Raw genomic sequence first — 15735 nt, forward strand, 5'->3', positions numbered from 1 at the left:
GGTCAGTCCTCCAGTGCGGCGAGGCCGGGGAGCGTCTTGCCCTCGAGGTATTCGAGGGAGGCGCCGCCACCGGTCGAGATGTGGCCGAATGCGTTCTCGTCGAAACCGAGGGTGCGCACGGCGGCGGCGGAGTCGCCACCGCCGACGACGGTGAAGCCCTTGGAGTCGACCAGGGCCTGGGCGACCGCTTTGGTGCCCTCGGCGTAGTCGGGGTGCTCGAAGACGCCCATGGGACCGTTCCAGAACACGGTCTCGGCGTCGGCGAGCTTGGCTGCGTACAGGGCGCCGGTCTTCGGGCCGATGTCCAGGCCGAGCTGCCCCTCGGGCATCCGCTCCGCGTCGACGACGGTGTGCTCGGTGGGCGCCTTGGCCTTCAGGTCCGGGAATCCGGGGGCGACCACGACGTCGACCGGGAGCACCAGCTCGACGCCCAGCTTCTCGGCGCGCTCCATGTACTCGGTGACGGCCGGGATCTGGTCCTCCTGCAGCAGGGAGGTGCCGACCTCGTAGCCCTTGGCCTTGAGGAAGGTGAAGGCCATGCCGCCGCCGATCAGGATGCGGTCGGCCTTGCCGAGCAGCTGGTCGATGACGGCCAGCTTGTCGGAGACCTTGGAGCCGCCGAGCGCGACGACGTAGGGCCGCTTGACGTCCTCGGTGAGCTTCTTCAGGACGCCGACCTCGGTGGCGATGAGGTAGCCGGCGTAGTGCGGCAGACGGGCCGGGAGGTCGTACACGGAGGCGTGCTTGCGGTGCACCGCGCCGAAGCCGTCGCCCACGTAGACGTCGGCCAGGGCGGCCAGCCGGTCGGCGAACTCGCCGCGCTCGGCGTCGTCCTTGGACGTCTCACCGGCGTTGAAGCGGAGGTTCTCGATGACCGCCACCTGGCCGGGCTGGAGGCCGTTCACCGCGTCGTGGGCGGCCGGGCCGACGGTGTCCTGCGCGAACGCGACCGGCGCGCCCAGCAGTTCACCGAGTCGCTCGGCGGGCTGGAGCAGCGAGAACGCCGGGTCCGGGGCGCCCTTGGGGCGGCCCAGGTGCGAGGCGACGATGACCTTGGCGCCCGCCTCGGCGAGAGCCTTGACGGTGGGCAGGACGGCGCGGATGCGGCCGTCGTCGGTGATGAGGTCATTGGCCAGCGGCACGTTGAGGTCGGCGCGGACGAAGACCCGCTTGCCGGCCACGCCTTCGGCGAGAAGCTCGTCGATCGTCTTCATAAAGGGACTCCTAGGAGGGCTCTTCAGATCCGAGAGGGCTGATCGATCACTACGTAGCACAGGGCTCGGACAGCGCGGCGTCGCGCTGCCCGAGCCCTGGCTCACATCGAGGTGCCTGCTCTGGGAGTTAGAGCTGGCCGCCGACGAAGACCGTGAGGTCGACGAGGCGGTTGGAGTAGCCCCACTCGTTGTCGTACCAGCCGAGGATCTTCACCGTGTTGCCCTCCTGGACCATGGTCAGGGAGGAGTCGAAGGTGCAGGAGGCCGGGTCGCTGACGATGTCCGAGGAGACGATCTCGTCCTCGGTGTACGCCAGGTAGCCCTTGAGGTCGCCGTCCTCGGAGGCCTTCTTGAACGCGGCGTTGACCTCGTCCTTGGTGACCTCGCGCTGCAGCGTCACGACCAGGTCGGTGGCCGAACCGGTCGGGACCGGGACGCGCATGGCGATGCCGTCCAGCTTGCCCTTGAGCTGCGGGAGGACCAGGGCGGTGGCCTTGGCGGCACCGGTCGTGGTCGGGATGATGTTCTCGGCGGCGGCGCGGGCGCGGCGCAGGTCCGAGTGCGGGAAGTCCAGGATGCGCTGGTCGTTCGTGTACGCGTGAACCGTCGTCATCAGGCCCTTGACGATGCCGAAGTTCTCGTCGAGAACCTTGGCCATCGGCGCCACACAGTTGGTGGTGCAGGAGGCGTTGGAGATGATGTTGTGGTTCGCCGGGTCGTACTTGTCCTGGTTGACGCCCATCACGATCGTGATGTCCTCGTCCTTGGCCGGAGCCGAGATGAGGACCTTCTTGGCGCCGCCGGCGATGTGCTTCTCGGCGTCGGCCTTCTTCGTGAAGATGCCGGTCGACTCGATGACGATGTCGACACCGAGCTCGCCCCACGGGATGTCGGCGGGGTTGCGCTCGGAAAGGACCTTGATCGTGTGCCCGTCGACGGTGATCGTGTCGGCGGTGTGCGACACCTCGGCCTTGAGGCGGCCCAGGATGGTGTCGTACTTGAGCAGGTGGGCGGTGGTCGCGGTGTCACCCAGGTCGTTGACAGCCACGATCTCGATGTCAGCACCCTGCTCCAGCAGCGCGCGGAAGTAGTTACGACCGATGCGGCCAAAGCCGTTGATGCCTACGCGGATCGTCACGAACCGATCTCCTCGTTAGGTACGCCGACTCAGATGTCGGCGAGTTGTATGGGATGTCCCCGACCGAGTCCGACCCTACCTCCCTGGAGCCCCCGGAGTGACATCGAGTAGGGCCATACACGGCAGGGCGATCCGTACCCGCCAGTAGGGGTACGGATCACCCGCGCTGTTCATGCGATTGTCACGCACAGTCAGCTGTTGAGTGCCGAGAGCGCCTTTCCGATCAGGGCCGCGCGGTCGGCCGCCGAACCGACGTGTTCGAGGCCGAAGCCCAGCAGTACGGAGTCGTCCGTGGTGACCGCTCCGTATGTCTTGAACAGTTCTCCGGTGCGTGCCCAGTCCCGCAGGACGGCCGGGCTGCCCGCGGGCGGGCCGGCGACGCTCCAGGGACCGAGGGAGGACTCGAAGCCCTCCGTCTCGGTGGCGGCGCCGCCGACCACGAGGGAGGCGTTGTCGACAAGGAGGCCGTGGCCGCCCGAACCCGGGTCGGTGACGTAACTGAACGAGACCTCGATCGACTTGCCGGCGTACGCGCTCAGGTCGAAGGCGACCTGCTGCCAGCCGCTTGAGGCGCCGGTGAAGCTGTTCCACGCACCGCTGGTACCCGTGGCGGTGCAGCCGGCCGCGCCCACCGTCAGATAGTGCTTGATCCACGGGTGTTCCCGGGCGAGGAAGCCGGCCTCGCACTCGGTCGGGACCGTGGCCGAGGTGGCACCGCCCGCCTCGGGAAGCGTGGTCCAGTCGTCGGCCCCGGTCGTGTGGACCTCGACGATCGCGTGGTCGTAGCCGGGCTCGGTGTCCCAGAGCAGCTGGGAACGGAGCGTCGGCTTGTCGGCGGCACCGACCCCGGTGAGGTCGATGGTGCGGGTGAGGCGCTTGTAGGCGTCGTCGGTGTGGACCGCGGCGGCCATGTACGAGCCCGCGTACGGCCCGTACGGGTTGACGGTCCCACTGAACTGGCCCGCTCCCGCGCCGGAGGCGAACTGCGGGTACTGCGCGGCGGCGAGCGAGTCCGAGGTGACGCCGTAGGTGCCCGCCGCGTTCAGCGGGTTGCCGGGCGTGTCGCCGAGCGTTCCCGTGGCGCCGCCGAGCTTCCCCGAGCCGGTGAAGCCGCTCGCGCCGGGAGTGGACGTACGGGAGTAGGCGCCCAGGTAGTACTGGCTGAAGTCGTTCGAGAGGGTGCCGCCGCCGAGGTCGACGTTGCCGCCGGCCAGCTCGCCCGCCTCGACCAGCTTGCCGCCCTCGTTGAGGAAGGCCCGCAGCTGGAGCTGGGTGGCGTTGCCGGGCCGCAGGGCACCGGTGTAGTGGACGACGGTCCCGAAGTGGTCGAGGACGCCGAGCGCGTCCGGCGCGCCCTGGGTGGCGACGTCCCAGACGAGGGCCTTCCTGCCGTTGGCCTTCAGCGCGTCGACGTAGGTCTGCGCCTGGGTGGCGGCCGCCCCCTCCTCGGCGACCACGAGCACGTCGGCCCGGGGCCGCTGGGCCACGGTGTACGTGAAGTGGGTGCTGGAGGTGGGCTTCCCGCTCCTGGTCTCGCCGGTGAACCAGACCTCGACCTTGTCTCCCGGGCCGCCGTCCTCGACCTTGGCGCGGTACTCGTCGAAGTAGAGGTTGTCCGTGCCGCCGTAGGTCTCGCCGCCCCGCCAGGGCCTGAGCGCCATGTCGAGCGTACGGCCGCCGTTGACGCGGTACTTGAGTTCCTTGTCGCGTACGGACTTGCGGACGACGACGGAGACTTCCTGGTCCGCGCCGCGGGAGTACGAGGTGGAGAAGGCGGCGGGGGTGAAGTCGGGGGCGTCGAGACCGACCGATGACGACGGCTGGTCGGGGTGGGCCGCGGTCTCGGCGACGGAGAGTGCGAACGGGACGTTCTTCTCGAACTCCTGCTCGATCAGCTTCTCGTCGTCCGGGAAGGTGAAGACGGAGGCACAGTCCGCCGCGTTCCAACCGTCGTTCGGGTCGAGGTCCGACGCGGTCTGACAGGTCGACATCTCGGGAGTGAACATCGCCATGCCGTTGACGTTGCCCGCGTGGCCGTCCGCCTCGCCGTTGGTGGTGTACAGCTCCGAGGAGACCTGCGGGTGATACCCCGGGACAGCGGACTTCTCAGGGGTTCCGGCGAGCGCCTTGTAGAGAACGTCGTCCGGGGTGGGTGTCGCCACCTGCCAGCCGACTCCGTAGAGGAGCAGTTCGGCGGCGGAGTGGTAGTTGATGCCGTACGTGAAGCCGACGCGCTTCTCGAAGGCGTCCAGCGCCTTGGTCTCGGGCTCGGAACCGGGGCTCGCGCCGCGGTAGGTCTCGCTGGTGGGGTTGGGGGACGAACCCTCGTCGTCGTAGCCCCACTTGTAGGCGAAGTTGCGGTTGAGGTCGACGCCGTCCCCGGTGGAGATGACGCCGTCGCCGTTCACGTCCCGCATGTTCTTGCGCCACTGGCGGGCGTCGGCGTCCTTGAACGTGTAGTCGTAACCGTCGGGGTTGGCCGAGAGGACGAACCACAGCTCGGTGGAGTCGACGATCTTCTTGACGCGTTTGTCCGTGGCGTAGTTGTCCAGGTAGTAGTGCATCAGCCGCCGCGTCATCTCCGGCGTGATCCACTCGCGCGCGTGCTGGTTGGACATGTACAGCACCGACGGCTTGGCGCCGTCCCTGGTCTTCTTCGCGCCCTTGGTCAGTTTGAGCGCGAGGATGTCCTGGCCGTTCACGGTCTTGCCGATGGAGACGACCTTGGTCAGGCCGGGGTTGGCCTCACCCGTCCTGATGATCTCCTCCTGGAGGTTGCCCTTCCCGCTGTACGGGCGGAACACTCCCTGGGCGGCGCCCTCGACCCGGTTCTCGGCCTTGGCGGAGAGCGTGTGCTCCTTCAGGTCGACGCCCTGCTTCTCCAGCTTCCTGGCCTGCTGGTCGGTGACGTAGACCTCGACCGTGCTCCTGCCGTTCTTCCAGGTCGTGTCGCCGAGCTCGTGACCGTCCTGGCCCGCCGCGAGCAGCAGGGGTACCTGCTGCTTCGTGACCTCGGCGCGGAACACCTTCACGGCGTTCGCGCCGGGCTCGGGCGAGCTGTCGTTCTGCGCCTGGGCGATCGGCGCCACGGCCGCACCGCCCAGCAGGAGCGCGCCGGTAGCGAGGATCGCGCTCGCTCTTCGTCTCATGAGCCCCCCTTGCACTGGTTCGCCACAGCAGCGAACAGATGCCAGGCTCATGACACTTCAAGGTCAAGTCAAGGGTGCCTCGCGGGCGGACGGACACGGGTGCCGACGCCCCAAGCGGACGTCGGCACCGGCATATTGAGCTTCTGTCAGGTAATCCCGCACGTTTTTCACACCGTCCCGCGGTCCGGGTCAGCCCGCGAGGTTGTCCGCCATCTCCTCGGACAGACTCGACTCCGTCCCGGGGATCCCGAGATCCTGCGCCCGCTTGTCGGCCATCGCCAGCAGCCGGCGGATACGGCCCGCGACGGCGTCCTTGGTCAGCGGCGGGTCGGCGAGAGCGCCCAGCTCCTCCAGGGAGGCCTGCTTGTGCTCCATGCGCAGCCGCCCGGCGGCCGCGAGATGCTCGGGCACCTCGTCCGCGAGGATCTCCAGGGCGCGCTGGACCCGGGCCCCGGCCGCGACGGCGGCGCGTGCCGAGCGGCGCAGATTGGCGTCGTCGAAGTTGGCGAGCCGGTTCGCCGTGGCGCGGACCTCGCGGCGCATCCGCCGCTCCTCCCAGGCCAGCACCGACTCGTGCGCACCGAGACGGGTCAGCAGCGCGCCGATCGCGTCGCCATCGCGGACGACCACCCGGTCCACCCCACGCACCTCGCGGGCCTTGGCGGCGATCGAAAGCCGCCGGGCGGCGCCGACCAGCGCGAGCGCGGCCTCCGGCCCCGGGCAGGTCACCTCGAGGGACGAGGAGCGGCCGGGCTCGGTCAGCGAGCCGTGGGCCAGGAAGGCCCCGCGCCAGGCCGCCTCGGCGTCGCAGGTGGCCCCCGAGACCACCTGCGGCGGCAGCCCCCGGATCGGGCGGCCCCGCCCGTCCACGAGCCCGGTCTGGCGGGCCAGCTGGTCACCGCCCGCGACGACGCGCACCACATAGCGCGAGCCGCGGCGCAGCCCGCCGGGCGCCATCACGATCAGTTCGGAGGTGTGGCCGAAGATCTCCAGGACATCCCGCTTCAGGCGGCGCGCCGCCATGGCGGTGTCCAGCTCCGCCTCGATCACGATCCGGCCGCTCACCAGGTGAAGGCCGCCGGCGAACCGCAGAACGGCGGAGACCTCCGCCTTCCTGCAGCAGGTCCGGGTGACGGGGAGCCGGGAAATCTCATCCTTCACCGCTGCCGTCATCGCCATGGGCCGATCCTTCCATGCATCCGAAAAATACGGTCGTACGCGGCGGCCAACAGTTCCGGGTCGTGCCGCGGAGATCCGTCGGTCCGGGCCACCGGCGCCAGCTCGACCGCGGCACCGAACCGCTGGGCGGCGTCGGCGAGAGAGTCGCGGTCGGGCACGGCGGCCTCGTCGGCCAGCACCACGTCCAGGGCGAGTTTAGGGGCGTGTCGTCCCAAAACCTCCAAATGACGCTGCGGGGAGAAGCCTTCGGTTTCTCCGGGCTGCGGGGCGAGGTTCAGGGAGAGTACCCGGCGCGCCCTCGTCTGGATGAGGGCGTCCAGAAGTTCGGGCACCAGAAGGTGCGGTATGACCGACGAGAACCAGGAGCCGGGGCCGAGAACCACCCAGTCCGCGTCGAGGACCGCGGCCACGGCCTCGGGCACGGCCGGCGGATCGTGCGGTACGACGTGCACGGACTGGACCTCGCCGGGCGTGAGCGCCACATTCGCCTGGCCCCGGACCGTCTCGACCCCGTCGGGCCGGTCCGGGTCGTGCCCCCTGACCAGGGCCTGGAGCTCCAGGGGCACGGCGGACATGGGCAGCACCCGTCCGTGCGCGCCCAGCAGCTTGCCGACCAGGTCCAGGGCCTGGACATGGTCGCCGAGCTGCTCCCACAAGGCGACGATCAGCAGATTGCCGACCGCGTGTTCGTGCAGTTCGCCCTTGGACTGGAAGCGGTGCTGGATGACGCGGGCCCAGGTCTGACCCCAGTCGTCGTCGCCGCACAGCGCCGCCAGCGCCTTGCGCAGATCACCGGGCGGGAGGACGCCGAGCTCGTCGCGCAGGCGGCCGCTGGAACCGCCGTCGTCGGCCACGGTGACGACAGCGGTGAGGTCGCCGGTGATCCGGCGCAGCGCGGCGAGCGAGGCGGACAGCCCCATGCCGCCGCCGAGGGCGACGACCTTGGGCTGGGCGCCGCGGCGGCGCGGCCTGGCGCCGCGCGCCGCGACCGGCTGGGTGGCTCGGACCCCGGGGATCTCCCGGCGCAGCCGGCTCAGCCGCAGGGTGGTACGTCCGGTCACTCTCGCCCCATGTCCCGGTGCACGAGCACGGTCTCCACGCCCTGGGAGACAAGGCGGGCGGCGAGCTTCTCGGCGGTCGCCACCGAGCGGTGCTTGCCGCCGGTGCAGCCGACCGCGATGGTCACGTAGCGCTTGCCCTCGCGGCGGTATCCGGCGGCGATGAGCTGGAGCAGTTCGGCGTAGCGGTCGAGGAACTCCTTGGCTCCGGGCTGGTTGAAGACGTACGCCGAGACCTCTTCGTTGAGGCCGGTGAAGGGGCGCAGCTCGGGAACCCAGTGCGGGTTGGGCAGGAAGCGCATGTCCACGACCAGGTCGGCGTCGACCGGGAGGCCGTACTTGAAGCCGAAGGACATGACGGTGGCCCGCAGCTCGGGTTCCTCGTCACCGGCGAACTGGGCGTCCATCTTGGCGCGCAGTTCGTGCACGTTCAGGCTGGAGGTGTCGATGACCAGGTCGGCGTCGCCGCGCAGCTCGCGCAGCAGCTCGCGCTCGGCGTCGATCCCGTCCACGATGCGGCCGTCGCCCTGGAGGGGGTGCGGCCGGCGCACGGACTCGAAGCGGCGCACCAGGGCCTCGTCCGAGGACTCCAGGAAGACGATCCGCCGGGTGACGCCCTTGGACTCCAGGTCTGCGAGGGATTCGCGGAGGTTGTCGAAGAACCGCCGGCCGCGTACGTCGACGACGACCGCGATCCGTGCCACATTGCCCTGGGAGCGGGCGCCGAGCTCCACCATGGTGGGGATCAGGGCGGGCGGCAGGTTGTCGACGACGAACCAGCCGAGGTCCTCCAGACACTTGGCGGCCGTGGACCGGCCGGCTCCGGACATGCCGGAGATGATCACCAGCTCGGGAATGACGGCATCCGGAACTCCCGTTCCGGCCGTCTCGATGCCCGTACCCACCTGTTCTCCGTCTTCCCGTGGTGCTTCCCGCTCCGCGTGGTCTTCGCCGGCTTCCGTGCGTTCTTCCTGGCCCCGCGCCGGGCGTTCCTCTTCACGCGCGTCGTTCTCGGTCATGTCTCCTGCCCCCGTCGCTCGTCCGAGGCGCCCGCGGTCACGGGCTCCTCCGCGGGGCCCGCCGTCGTTTCGGGCGCCGCGTGTTCGTCGTCTTCCATGATCTCTCCAGTCGCCGTGTTCACGGCGGGTACGGCCGGAGCCGCCTCGGCGAGGGCCACGGCGATGGTCTCCGCCGTCTTTCGTCCTATGCCGGGAACCTCGCAGATCTGGTCGATCGTCGCGGACCGGAGCTTCTTCACGGAACCGAAGTGTTTGATCAGTGCCTGCTTGCGGGACTCGCCCAGGCCCGGCACGTCGTCCAGGGGGCCCGACCTGAAGCGCTTTGCCCGCTTGGCGCGCTGGTAGGTGATCGCGAAGCGGTGGGCCTCGTCCCGGACCCGCTGGAGCAGATACAGGCCTTCGCTGGTGCGCGGCAGGACCACCGGGTCGTCCTCGCCCGGCAGCCACACCTCCTCCAGGCGCTTGGCGAGTCCGCACACGGCGATGTCGTCGATGCCCAGCTCGTCGAGGGCCCGCTGGGCGGCGGCGACCTGCGGCCGGCCGCCGTCGACGACGACGAGCTGCGGGGGGTACGCGAAGCGCTTGGGCCGGCCGTCGTCCTCGGAGAAGGGACTCACGGAGAGGGGGGTCCCGGAGGCGTCGATCTCGGAGGGTGAGGTCCCGGAGGGTGAGGTCCCGGAGGCAGCGGTCCCTGAGTCGAGGGTTCCGGAGGCAGCGGTCTCCGGCAGCGGGGTCCCGGAGGCGAGGCTCTCGGAGGCGAGGCTCTGGGAAGCACCTGAAACGGCGTTCTCGCCGTCCGTCCACTCCCCTGTCCTCTCCTTCTCCACGAGGTAGCGCCTGAAGCGGCGGGTGATCACCTCGTGCATGGAGCGAACGTCGTCCTGGCCGGCGAAGCCCTTGATCTGGAAGCGCCGGTACTCGCCCTTGCGCTGGAGCCCGTCCTCGAAGACGACCATCGAGGCCACCACGTCGTCGCCCTGGAGGTGCGAGATGTCGTAGCACTCGATCCGCAGTGGCGCGCTGTCCAGGCCGAGCGCCTCCGCGATCTCCTCCAGGGCCCGCGAGCGCGTGGTCAGGTCGGAGGCGCGCCGGGTCTTGTGCAGGGCGAGCGCCTGGAGCGCGTTGCGCTGCACGGTCTCCATGAGCGCCTTCTTGTCGCCGCGCTGCGGGATGCGGAGCGACACGTTCGATCCGCGGCGCGCGGTGAGCCACTCCTGAACGGGCTCCACCGGCTCGGGCAGCGCCGGGACCAGCACCTCCTTGGGGACGGAGTCGCCCGTCTCCTCGCCGTAGAGCTGCTGGAGGGCGTGCTCGACGAGGCCACCCGTGGTGACCGCCTCCACCTTGTCCGTGACCCAGCCCCGCTGGCCGCGCACGCGTCCGCCGCGCACGTGGAAGATCTGCACCGCGGCTTCCAGCTCGTCCTCGGCGACGGCCATGAGGTCGGCGTCGGTCGCGTCCGCGAGGACGACCGCGCTCTTCTCCATGGCCTTCTTCAGCGCCTCGATGTCGTCGCGCAGCCGGGCCGCGCGCTCGTACTCCATCTCCTCGGCCGCGTCCATCATCTGCTGTTCCTGCCGGCGGATGTACGTCCCCGTACGCCCCGCCATGAAGTCGCAGAACTCCTCGGCCAGGTCGCGGTGCTCTTCGGCCGAGACCCGGCCGACGCAGGGCGCGGAGCACTTGCCGATGTAGCCGAGGAGGCAGGGCCGGCCGGTGCGGGAGGCGTTCTTGAAGACACCGGCGGAGCAGGTACGGACCGGGAAGACGCGCAGCAGCAGGTCGACGGTGTCGCGGATGGCCCACGCGTGCCCGTAGGGACCGAAGTAGCGCACACCCTTCTTCTTGTGGCCGCGCATCACCTGCACGCGCGGGAACTCCTCGTTCATCGTCACGGCGAGGTAGGGGTAGCTCTTGTCGTCGCGGTACTTGACGTTGAACCGGGGGTCGTACTCCTTGATCCAGGAGTACTCCAGCTGAAGGGCCTCGACCTCCGTGGACACGACCGTCCACTCCACCGACGTGGCCGTGGTGACCATGGTGCGGGTGCGCGGGTGGAGATTCGCCAGGTCCTGGAAGTAGCTCGCCAGGCGCTGGCGCAGGCTCTTCGCCTTTCCGACGTAGATCACCCTTCGGTGCTCGTCGCGGAATTTGTACACCCCGGGGGAGTCCGGGATCTGTCCCGGCTTGGGGCGGTAGCTGGAGGGGTCGGCCATGTCACACACCCTACTGGCGTGGGCCGACAGCGCGGTCGGCTCCCGGCCCCCCTGTGGACAGAAGGTGGGAGACCGCGCCGGTGCGACTTCGGGAACATCGACCGACGGTGACGACGACGGTCGTCCGGCCCGCACGACGGTGTTCTCACGGCCCGCCGGGGGGCGGACTCCGCGCCGAACGCTCCGGTCCGGCTCTCGGCGGCCCCTCGCGGTGTCAGCCGCGGCGTCTGCGCAGGGCCCGCGAGACGCTCAGGACGAGCGCGACGAGGGCGCCCACCCCGGCCGTCGCCGACGCCACCACGACGAAGGGGTCGGCCGGATCCGTACCGCCGGTACGGACGCCTCCGCGCCCGGGTCCTCGGTCCCCGCCAGGGCCCCGGCCGTCTCTGCCAGGGCCCCGGCCGTCCCCGCGCTCTCCGCGCTCCACCCGGGTTGCGCCGGGTCCGGCCACCCGGAGCGCGTCGGGTCCGGCCGCCGCGCCGAGCCGCGTGAACGCTGACCCCGGAAGCCGGCCCGCGTGCACGGACGTGCCCAAGTGGCCGGCCGCGCGGCCGACGGCCGCGGTCGCCGGGGTGGCGCCCAGGGCGGCCAGAACCGCGGTGAGAGCGACGAGTCGTCGTCTGTGGCGCATCGTGTCTGCTCCCGAGTGGGGGTCGAGGAGGGAAGGAGCGCGTCCGGGGGGCTGCGGTGAGCCATGTTGAGCATCAGGTGTTGTCGGGACTTGGTCAACACGCTTCAATGCGGGGGAACTCGGGGCGTGAACGGCGAAACCCGCCTGTGAACAGCCCCCGCGCGCCCACCGGGCAGCGCCGACGAACCGCTCGAACGGCCTGACCAGCCGTAGTGAGCATCCACAGAGAGGCCCCTGCATGCGGCATGGCACACAGCACGCGGACGTCGCCACGGCGGAACTGGAAACGGCCCTGCGGGGCGGGCCCTTCCATGTCGCTCTGCGCGCCGCGATCACCGCCCGCGGGCTGCCTCTGCAACGCGTCCAGCACCATCTGTCTCGGTACGGCGTCAAGGTCGGCGTGACGAGCCTGAGTTACTGGCAGCAGGGCGCCCGGCGCCCCCAGCGCCCCGAGTCGCTGCGAGCCGTCCGCGCCCTGGAGGAGATACTCCAGCTGCCCGACGAGTCCCTGATCAGACTGTTGGCCGAGGCCGAGGAGCGCTCGGATCCGGAGCGCCCCACGAGGCGTTCGTACCGCTCCCTGGTGGAGGCCTCCGGTGTCCTGGAACGGCTGCTGGCGGAACTGGAATCCCCGCTCGACGGCGGTCTGCACACAATCGGCCATCACGAACGGGTCCGCATAGGCGCCCATCGCGAACTGCTGGGCCGCGATTCGCACCACATAGTGCGTGCCCACAAGGACGGCGTGGACCGCTATGTGGCCATCCATCACGGCGACCCGGGATGCGCACCGGAGCGGACGGCGGTCCGGGCTCTGGAGAACTGCCGTACGGGCCGGGTGCGCTGGCACCGCGACACCGGCGTGCTCGTCGCCGAACTGCTCTTCGACACCAGGCTGCGGGCAGGCGATACGTTCCTCTTCCGCTATGCCTTCGAGGACGGTACCGCCGGGGCGTCGAGCGAATACGTCCGCGGGTTCGGCTTCGCGGGCGGACAGTACGCGCTCCAGGTGCACTTCACCGAGAACGCCCTGCCCGTGCGCTGCCACCGCTTCTCCCAGCACTCGGCGGCCGCGCCGCGCAGTGGCCGCCAGGAACTGACGCTGAGCGGTCGGCACCGCTCGGTGCATCTGGTCGAGCCGCGCGTGCGGTCGGGGATCGTGGGGATCGGATGGGACTGGGAGTGATCGCACACGCGGGCACGGGCGCGGCCGCCTGGCCGGTCCGGCCCGCACTCGGGCACAGACACCCGGCCGGCAGGTGAGCTCAGGCACCCGGCCCGGCGACGATCTTCCCGTCCTTCTCCTCGACGGACAGCTCGTGGAGCGGCACGGTGGCCGGTGCCCGCGGCACCTCGCCCGTCGCGGCGTCGAACTCACTGCCGTGGCACGGGCACACGAGCGTCGTCCCCTCCAGCTTGTCGATGGCGCACCCGGCATGGGTGCAGATCGAGCCGAACGCCTTGAGCGAACCGTTCCCGGCACGGCTGACCACGACGTTCCGTTCCTGGTACAGCTGAGCCCCGCCCTTGGGGACCTCGCCGTCCGCGCCCAGCACGACGGGAGCGGTCTGCGTCTGCGGGGTTCCGCCGCCACCACCGGAACACGCGGCGAGGCCCAGCCCGGCGACCGGCGCGAGCGCGGCTCCCCGCAGGACGGTACGACGGCTCGCGGACGGCCGGCCGGACATGGCATCTCCACCGGTCCAGGGTGCTCACCGAAACTCCGCCGAGCGCGACGAGGCCGAACACGGCAAGGGGCGTCGCGCACCGACGATATCGGCACAGACCGTTCCGCTCCGATGCCGGACGGGTCGGTCCGATGATCGACACAAACGCTTGCGCGGTCGTCGGCGTAAGCGTTTACGTCAATCGTCGGCTGGGGTACGTTCGCCCTCGAACGGCCGATTTCCGTTCGCCGGCCAGTACCCGGTTTCCGTTCGCCGGCGAGCGCCCAGGGCCTGTTCAGCGGCGAGCGCCCGAGATCCAGGAGAAGCGGAGCCATGGCGACGATGATCGATGTGGCCCGGCGGGCGGGCGTGTCCATCGCGACCGTCTCGCACGTCCTCAACGACACCCGTCCCGTCCTGCCCGGGACACGCCAGGCCGTTCTCGACGCGATCGACGAACTGGGCTACACGCCCAACACCCTCGCCCGTTCGCTCGTCACCTCACGTACGCGGTCCGTCGGGCTCGCGGTGTCGGCGATCAGCAACCCGTACTTCACACAGATCCTCCAAGGCGTCGAGGCCAGAACCCTGGAACACGGCTACGGCCTGCTGCTCGCCGATCCGCACGACGACCCCGGGCACGAGCGCAAAGTCGTCCGACTGCTGCACGAACGACGCGTGGACGGAATGATCATCGCGCCGTCGGCGACCCCGGACGCGCTTGTGCGCTACCTCGGGCAGCACGACGTACCCACCGTCTTCCTCGACCGGCTCGTGGACCCTCCCGCCGGGAGCGACTTCCGCCACGACCAGGTCTGCGCCGAGAACACCGGACCCATGGCGAGCCTGGTCACGCACCTCGCCGAGCGAGGACACCGGCGTATCGGACTGGTCGCGGGCCTGCCCGGACTCAGTACGACGGCGGAGCGGATGACCGGCTACCGGCACGGCCTCGCGCACGCCGGACTCCCCTACGACGAACGGCTCGTCGCGCACGGCGACTCCCGTGCGGAGACGGCCGAGGAGGCCACTCACCGGTTGCTGTCCCTCGGGGCACCGCCCGGCGCGCTGGTCACCGCCGACAACGCCATGACCGTCGGCGCGCTGCGGGCCCTGCGCGACCGGGGCCTGTCCGTGCCCGACGACATCGCGCTGTGCTGCTTCGACGACTTCTCCTGGGCGGATCTGTTCACGCCCCGCCTCACCGTGATCGCCCAGGCCGGCAGGGAGCTCGGCGCCACGGCCGTCCGACTGCTCCTGGAACGACTGGCGTCACCGCGCCTGGAGAGCCGCACCGTCCGGCTTCCCTCCGCCTTCGTCCACCGCACCTCGTGCGGCTGCCCCGAGAGCGCCGGACACCCCGAAACCCCCGAGACACCGAGGAAAGGACCCGAGTCGTGATCGTCGTCGCCGGTGAGGCCCTGATCGATCTGGTGCCGCAGGGCGCGGGCGCCCTGGCGGGCCTCCTGCCTCGTCCCGGCGGCGGTCCCTACAACACGGCGGTGGCACTCGGCCGCCTCGGCTCCCCCACCTCCTTCTGCTCCCGCGTCTCACGGGACGCGTTCGGCGAGGCACTCCTGGCCGGGCTGGGCGACGCGGGCGTCGATGTGGCGTGCGTGCAGCGCGGCGGCGAGCCGACGACCCTGGCCCTCGCCACGGTCGGCGCGGACGGCTCGGCCGCGTACTCCTTCTACGTCGAGGGCACGGCGGACCGACTCTTCACTGCTCCGGACCGACTCCCCGACACGGCGCGGGCCGTGTCGTTCGGCACCTGTTCACTCGTTCTGGAACCGGGCGCCGGCGCGTACGAGGAGCTGATGCGGACCGCCGCCGCGCAGGACGTCTTCACGGCCCTCGACCCGAACATCCGCGCCGGTCTGATCCCCGACCCGGACGCCTACCGCGCCCGGTTCAGGAGCTGGCTGCCGTCGGTGTCCCTGCTCAAGCTGTCCGAGGAGGACGCCCGGTGGCTCGGCGGCACCCCGCGCGAGTGGCTGGCCGCCGGACCCGCCGCCGTGGTGATCACGCAGGGCGGCGACGGTCTCACCGCGTTCACCCGGGACGGCTCGGTCCACTCCGTGCCCGGGGAACCGGTCGACGTCGTGGACACCATCGGCGCCGGCGACACCGTGAACGCGGCGCTGCTGCACGGTCTGGCCGCCCGGAACGCCCTGTCCCCGGCCGCACTTGCGGAACTGGGCCCCATGGGCTGGACCGAAATCCTGCGCTTCGCGGCCCGTGCCGCGGCCGTCACCTGCTCCCGCGCCGGAGCCGAACCCCCGTACGCCCACGAACTCGGCGGACTCGCCGCACCACGCGACTTGTAAGAACGCCCGGCCGGCACACCTCGGTCCTCGAACCGTGACGGGCGGGGCCGCCCCCTTCACAACGGAGGGCGCCCCGGAGGGAGTTCCTCCGGGGCGCCCTCCGTTGCGGAGTTGCCGGGCCGACGCGTCGGACCGGT

12 protein-coding genes are annotated in these 15735 nt (G+C 70.7%); 3 read left to right on the forward strand and 9 right to left on the reverse strand.

The features are described from left to right. Positions 1-2: 2 nt before the first annotated feature. From ACFYW8_RS16035 to ACFYW8_RS16070, 8 genes are all read right to left on the reverse strand, one after another. Entirely contained in the window at positions 3-1214 is a 1212-nt protein-coding gene (locus ACFYW8_RS16035) for a phosphoglycerate kinase (protein WP_389074199.1), read from the reverse strand. Positions 1215-1341: 127 nt separating this feature from the next. After that, positions 1342-2352: a type I glyceraldehyde-3-phosphate dehydrogenase gene (gene gap / locus ACFYW8_RS16040; RefSeq protein ID WP_365874401.1), complete on the reverse strand. Its 1011-nt coding sequence runs from the start codon at positions 2350-2352 to the stop codon at positions 1342-1344. Between the two features lie 191 nt (positions 2353-2543). Beyond that, the gene (locus ACFYW8_RS16045) at positions 2544-5501 is read right to left on the reverse strand and encodes a M14 family zinc carboxypeptidase (RefSeq protein ID WP_389074203.1); all 2958 of its coding nucleotides are present in this window, start codon (positions 5499-5501) and stop codon (positions 2544-2546) included. Between the two features lie 189 nt (positions 5502-5690). Beyond that, positions 5691-6680 carry a DNA-binding protein WhiA gene (gene whiA, locus ACFYW8_RS16050; RefSeq protein WP_365874397.1) on the reverse strand — a complete coding sequence of 330 codons (990 nt, stop codon included), beginning with the start codon at positions 6678-6680 and terminating at the stop codon, positions 5691-5693. After that, positions 6671-7741, reverse strand: coding sequence for a uridine diphosphate-N-acetylglucosamine-binding protein YvcK (gene yvcK / locus ACFYW8_RS16055; RefSeq protein ID WP_365874395.1), 1071 nt, complete (start codon positions 7739-7741; stop codon positions 6671-6673). The genes whiA and yvcK overlap by 10 nt, the downstream gene beginning before the upstream one ends. Continuing rightward, positions 7738-8757: an RNase adapter RapZ gene (rapZ, locus tag ACFYW8_RS16060; protein ID WP_365874393.1), complete on the reverse strand. Its 1020-nt coding sequence runs from the start codon at positions 8755-8757 to the stop codon at positions 7738-7740. Before rapZ ends, yvcK begins: the two co-directional genes overlap by 4 nt. Beyond that, entirely contained in the window at positions 8754-11003 is a 2250-nt protein-coding gene (uvrC, locus tag ACFYW8_RS16065) for an excinuclease ABC subunit UvrC (protein ID WP_389075100.1), read from the reverse strand. Before uvrC ends, rapZ begins: the two co-directional genes overlap by 4 nt. 184 nt (positions 11004-11187) lie before the next feature. After that, positions 11188-11604: a hypothetical protein gene (locus ACFYW8_RS16070; protein ID WP_389074212.1), complete on the reverse strand. Its 417-nt coding sequence runs from the start codon at positions 11602-11604 to the stop codon at positions 11188-11190. 238 nt (positions 11605-11842) lie between these two features. On the opposite strand from ACFYW8_RS16070, the gene ACFYW8_RS16075 reads away from it, so the two are divergent. Further along, positions 11843-12790 carry a hypothetical protein gene (locus tag ACFYW8_RS16075; protein ID WP_365874387.1) on the forward strand — a complete coding sequence of 316 codons (948 nt, stop codon included), beginning with the start codon at positions 11843-11845 and terminating at the stop codon, positions 12788-12790. A gap of 79 nt (positions 12791-12869) precedes the next feature. On the opposite strand, the gene ACFYW8_RS16080 is transcribed toward ACFYW8_RS16075, so the two are convergent. Continuing rightward, positions 12870-13292 (reverse strand): Rieske (2Fe-2S) protein, encoded by a 423-nt coding sequence (locus ACFYW8_RS16080; RefSeq protein WP_389074215.1) that lies wholly within the window; start codon positions 13290-13292, stop codon positions 12870-12872. A gap of 312 nt (positions 13293-13604) precedes the next feature. Between ACFYW8_RS16080 and ACFYW8_RS16085 the strand changes: the two genes are divergently transcribed. Beyond that, a complete protein-coding gene (locus ACFYW8_RS16085) occupies positions 13605-14672 on the forward strand; it encodes a LacI family DNA-binding transcriptional regulator (RefSeq protein ID WP_389074218.1) in 1068 nt (355 codons plus the stop codon). Continuing rightward, positions 14669-15598, forward strand: coding sequence for a carbohydrate kinase (locus ACFYW8_RS16090; protein WP_389074221.1), 930 nt, complete (start codon positions 14669-14671; stop codon positions 15596-15598). The genes ACFYW8_RS16085 and ACFYW8_RS16090 overlap by 4 nt, the downstream gene beginning before the upstream one ends. Positions 15599-15735 lie beyond the last annotated feature (137 nt).

Origin of the sequence: Streptomyces sp. NPDC002742 (genome assembly GCF_042888885.1) — a bacterium.
Taxonomy (GTDB): domain Bacteria; phylum Actinomycetota; class Actinomycetes; order Streptomycetales; family Streptomycetaceae; genus Streptomyces.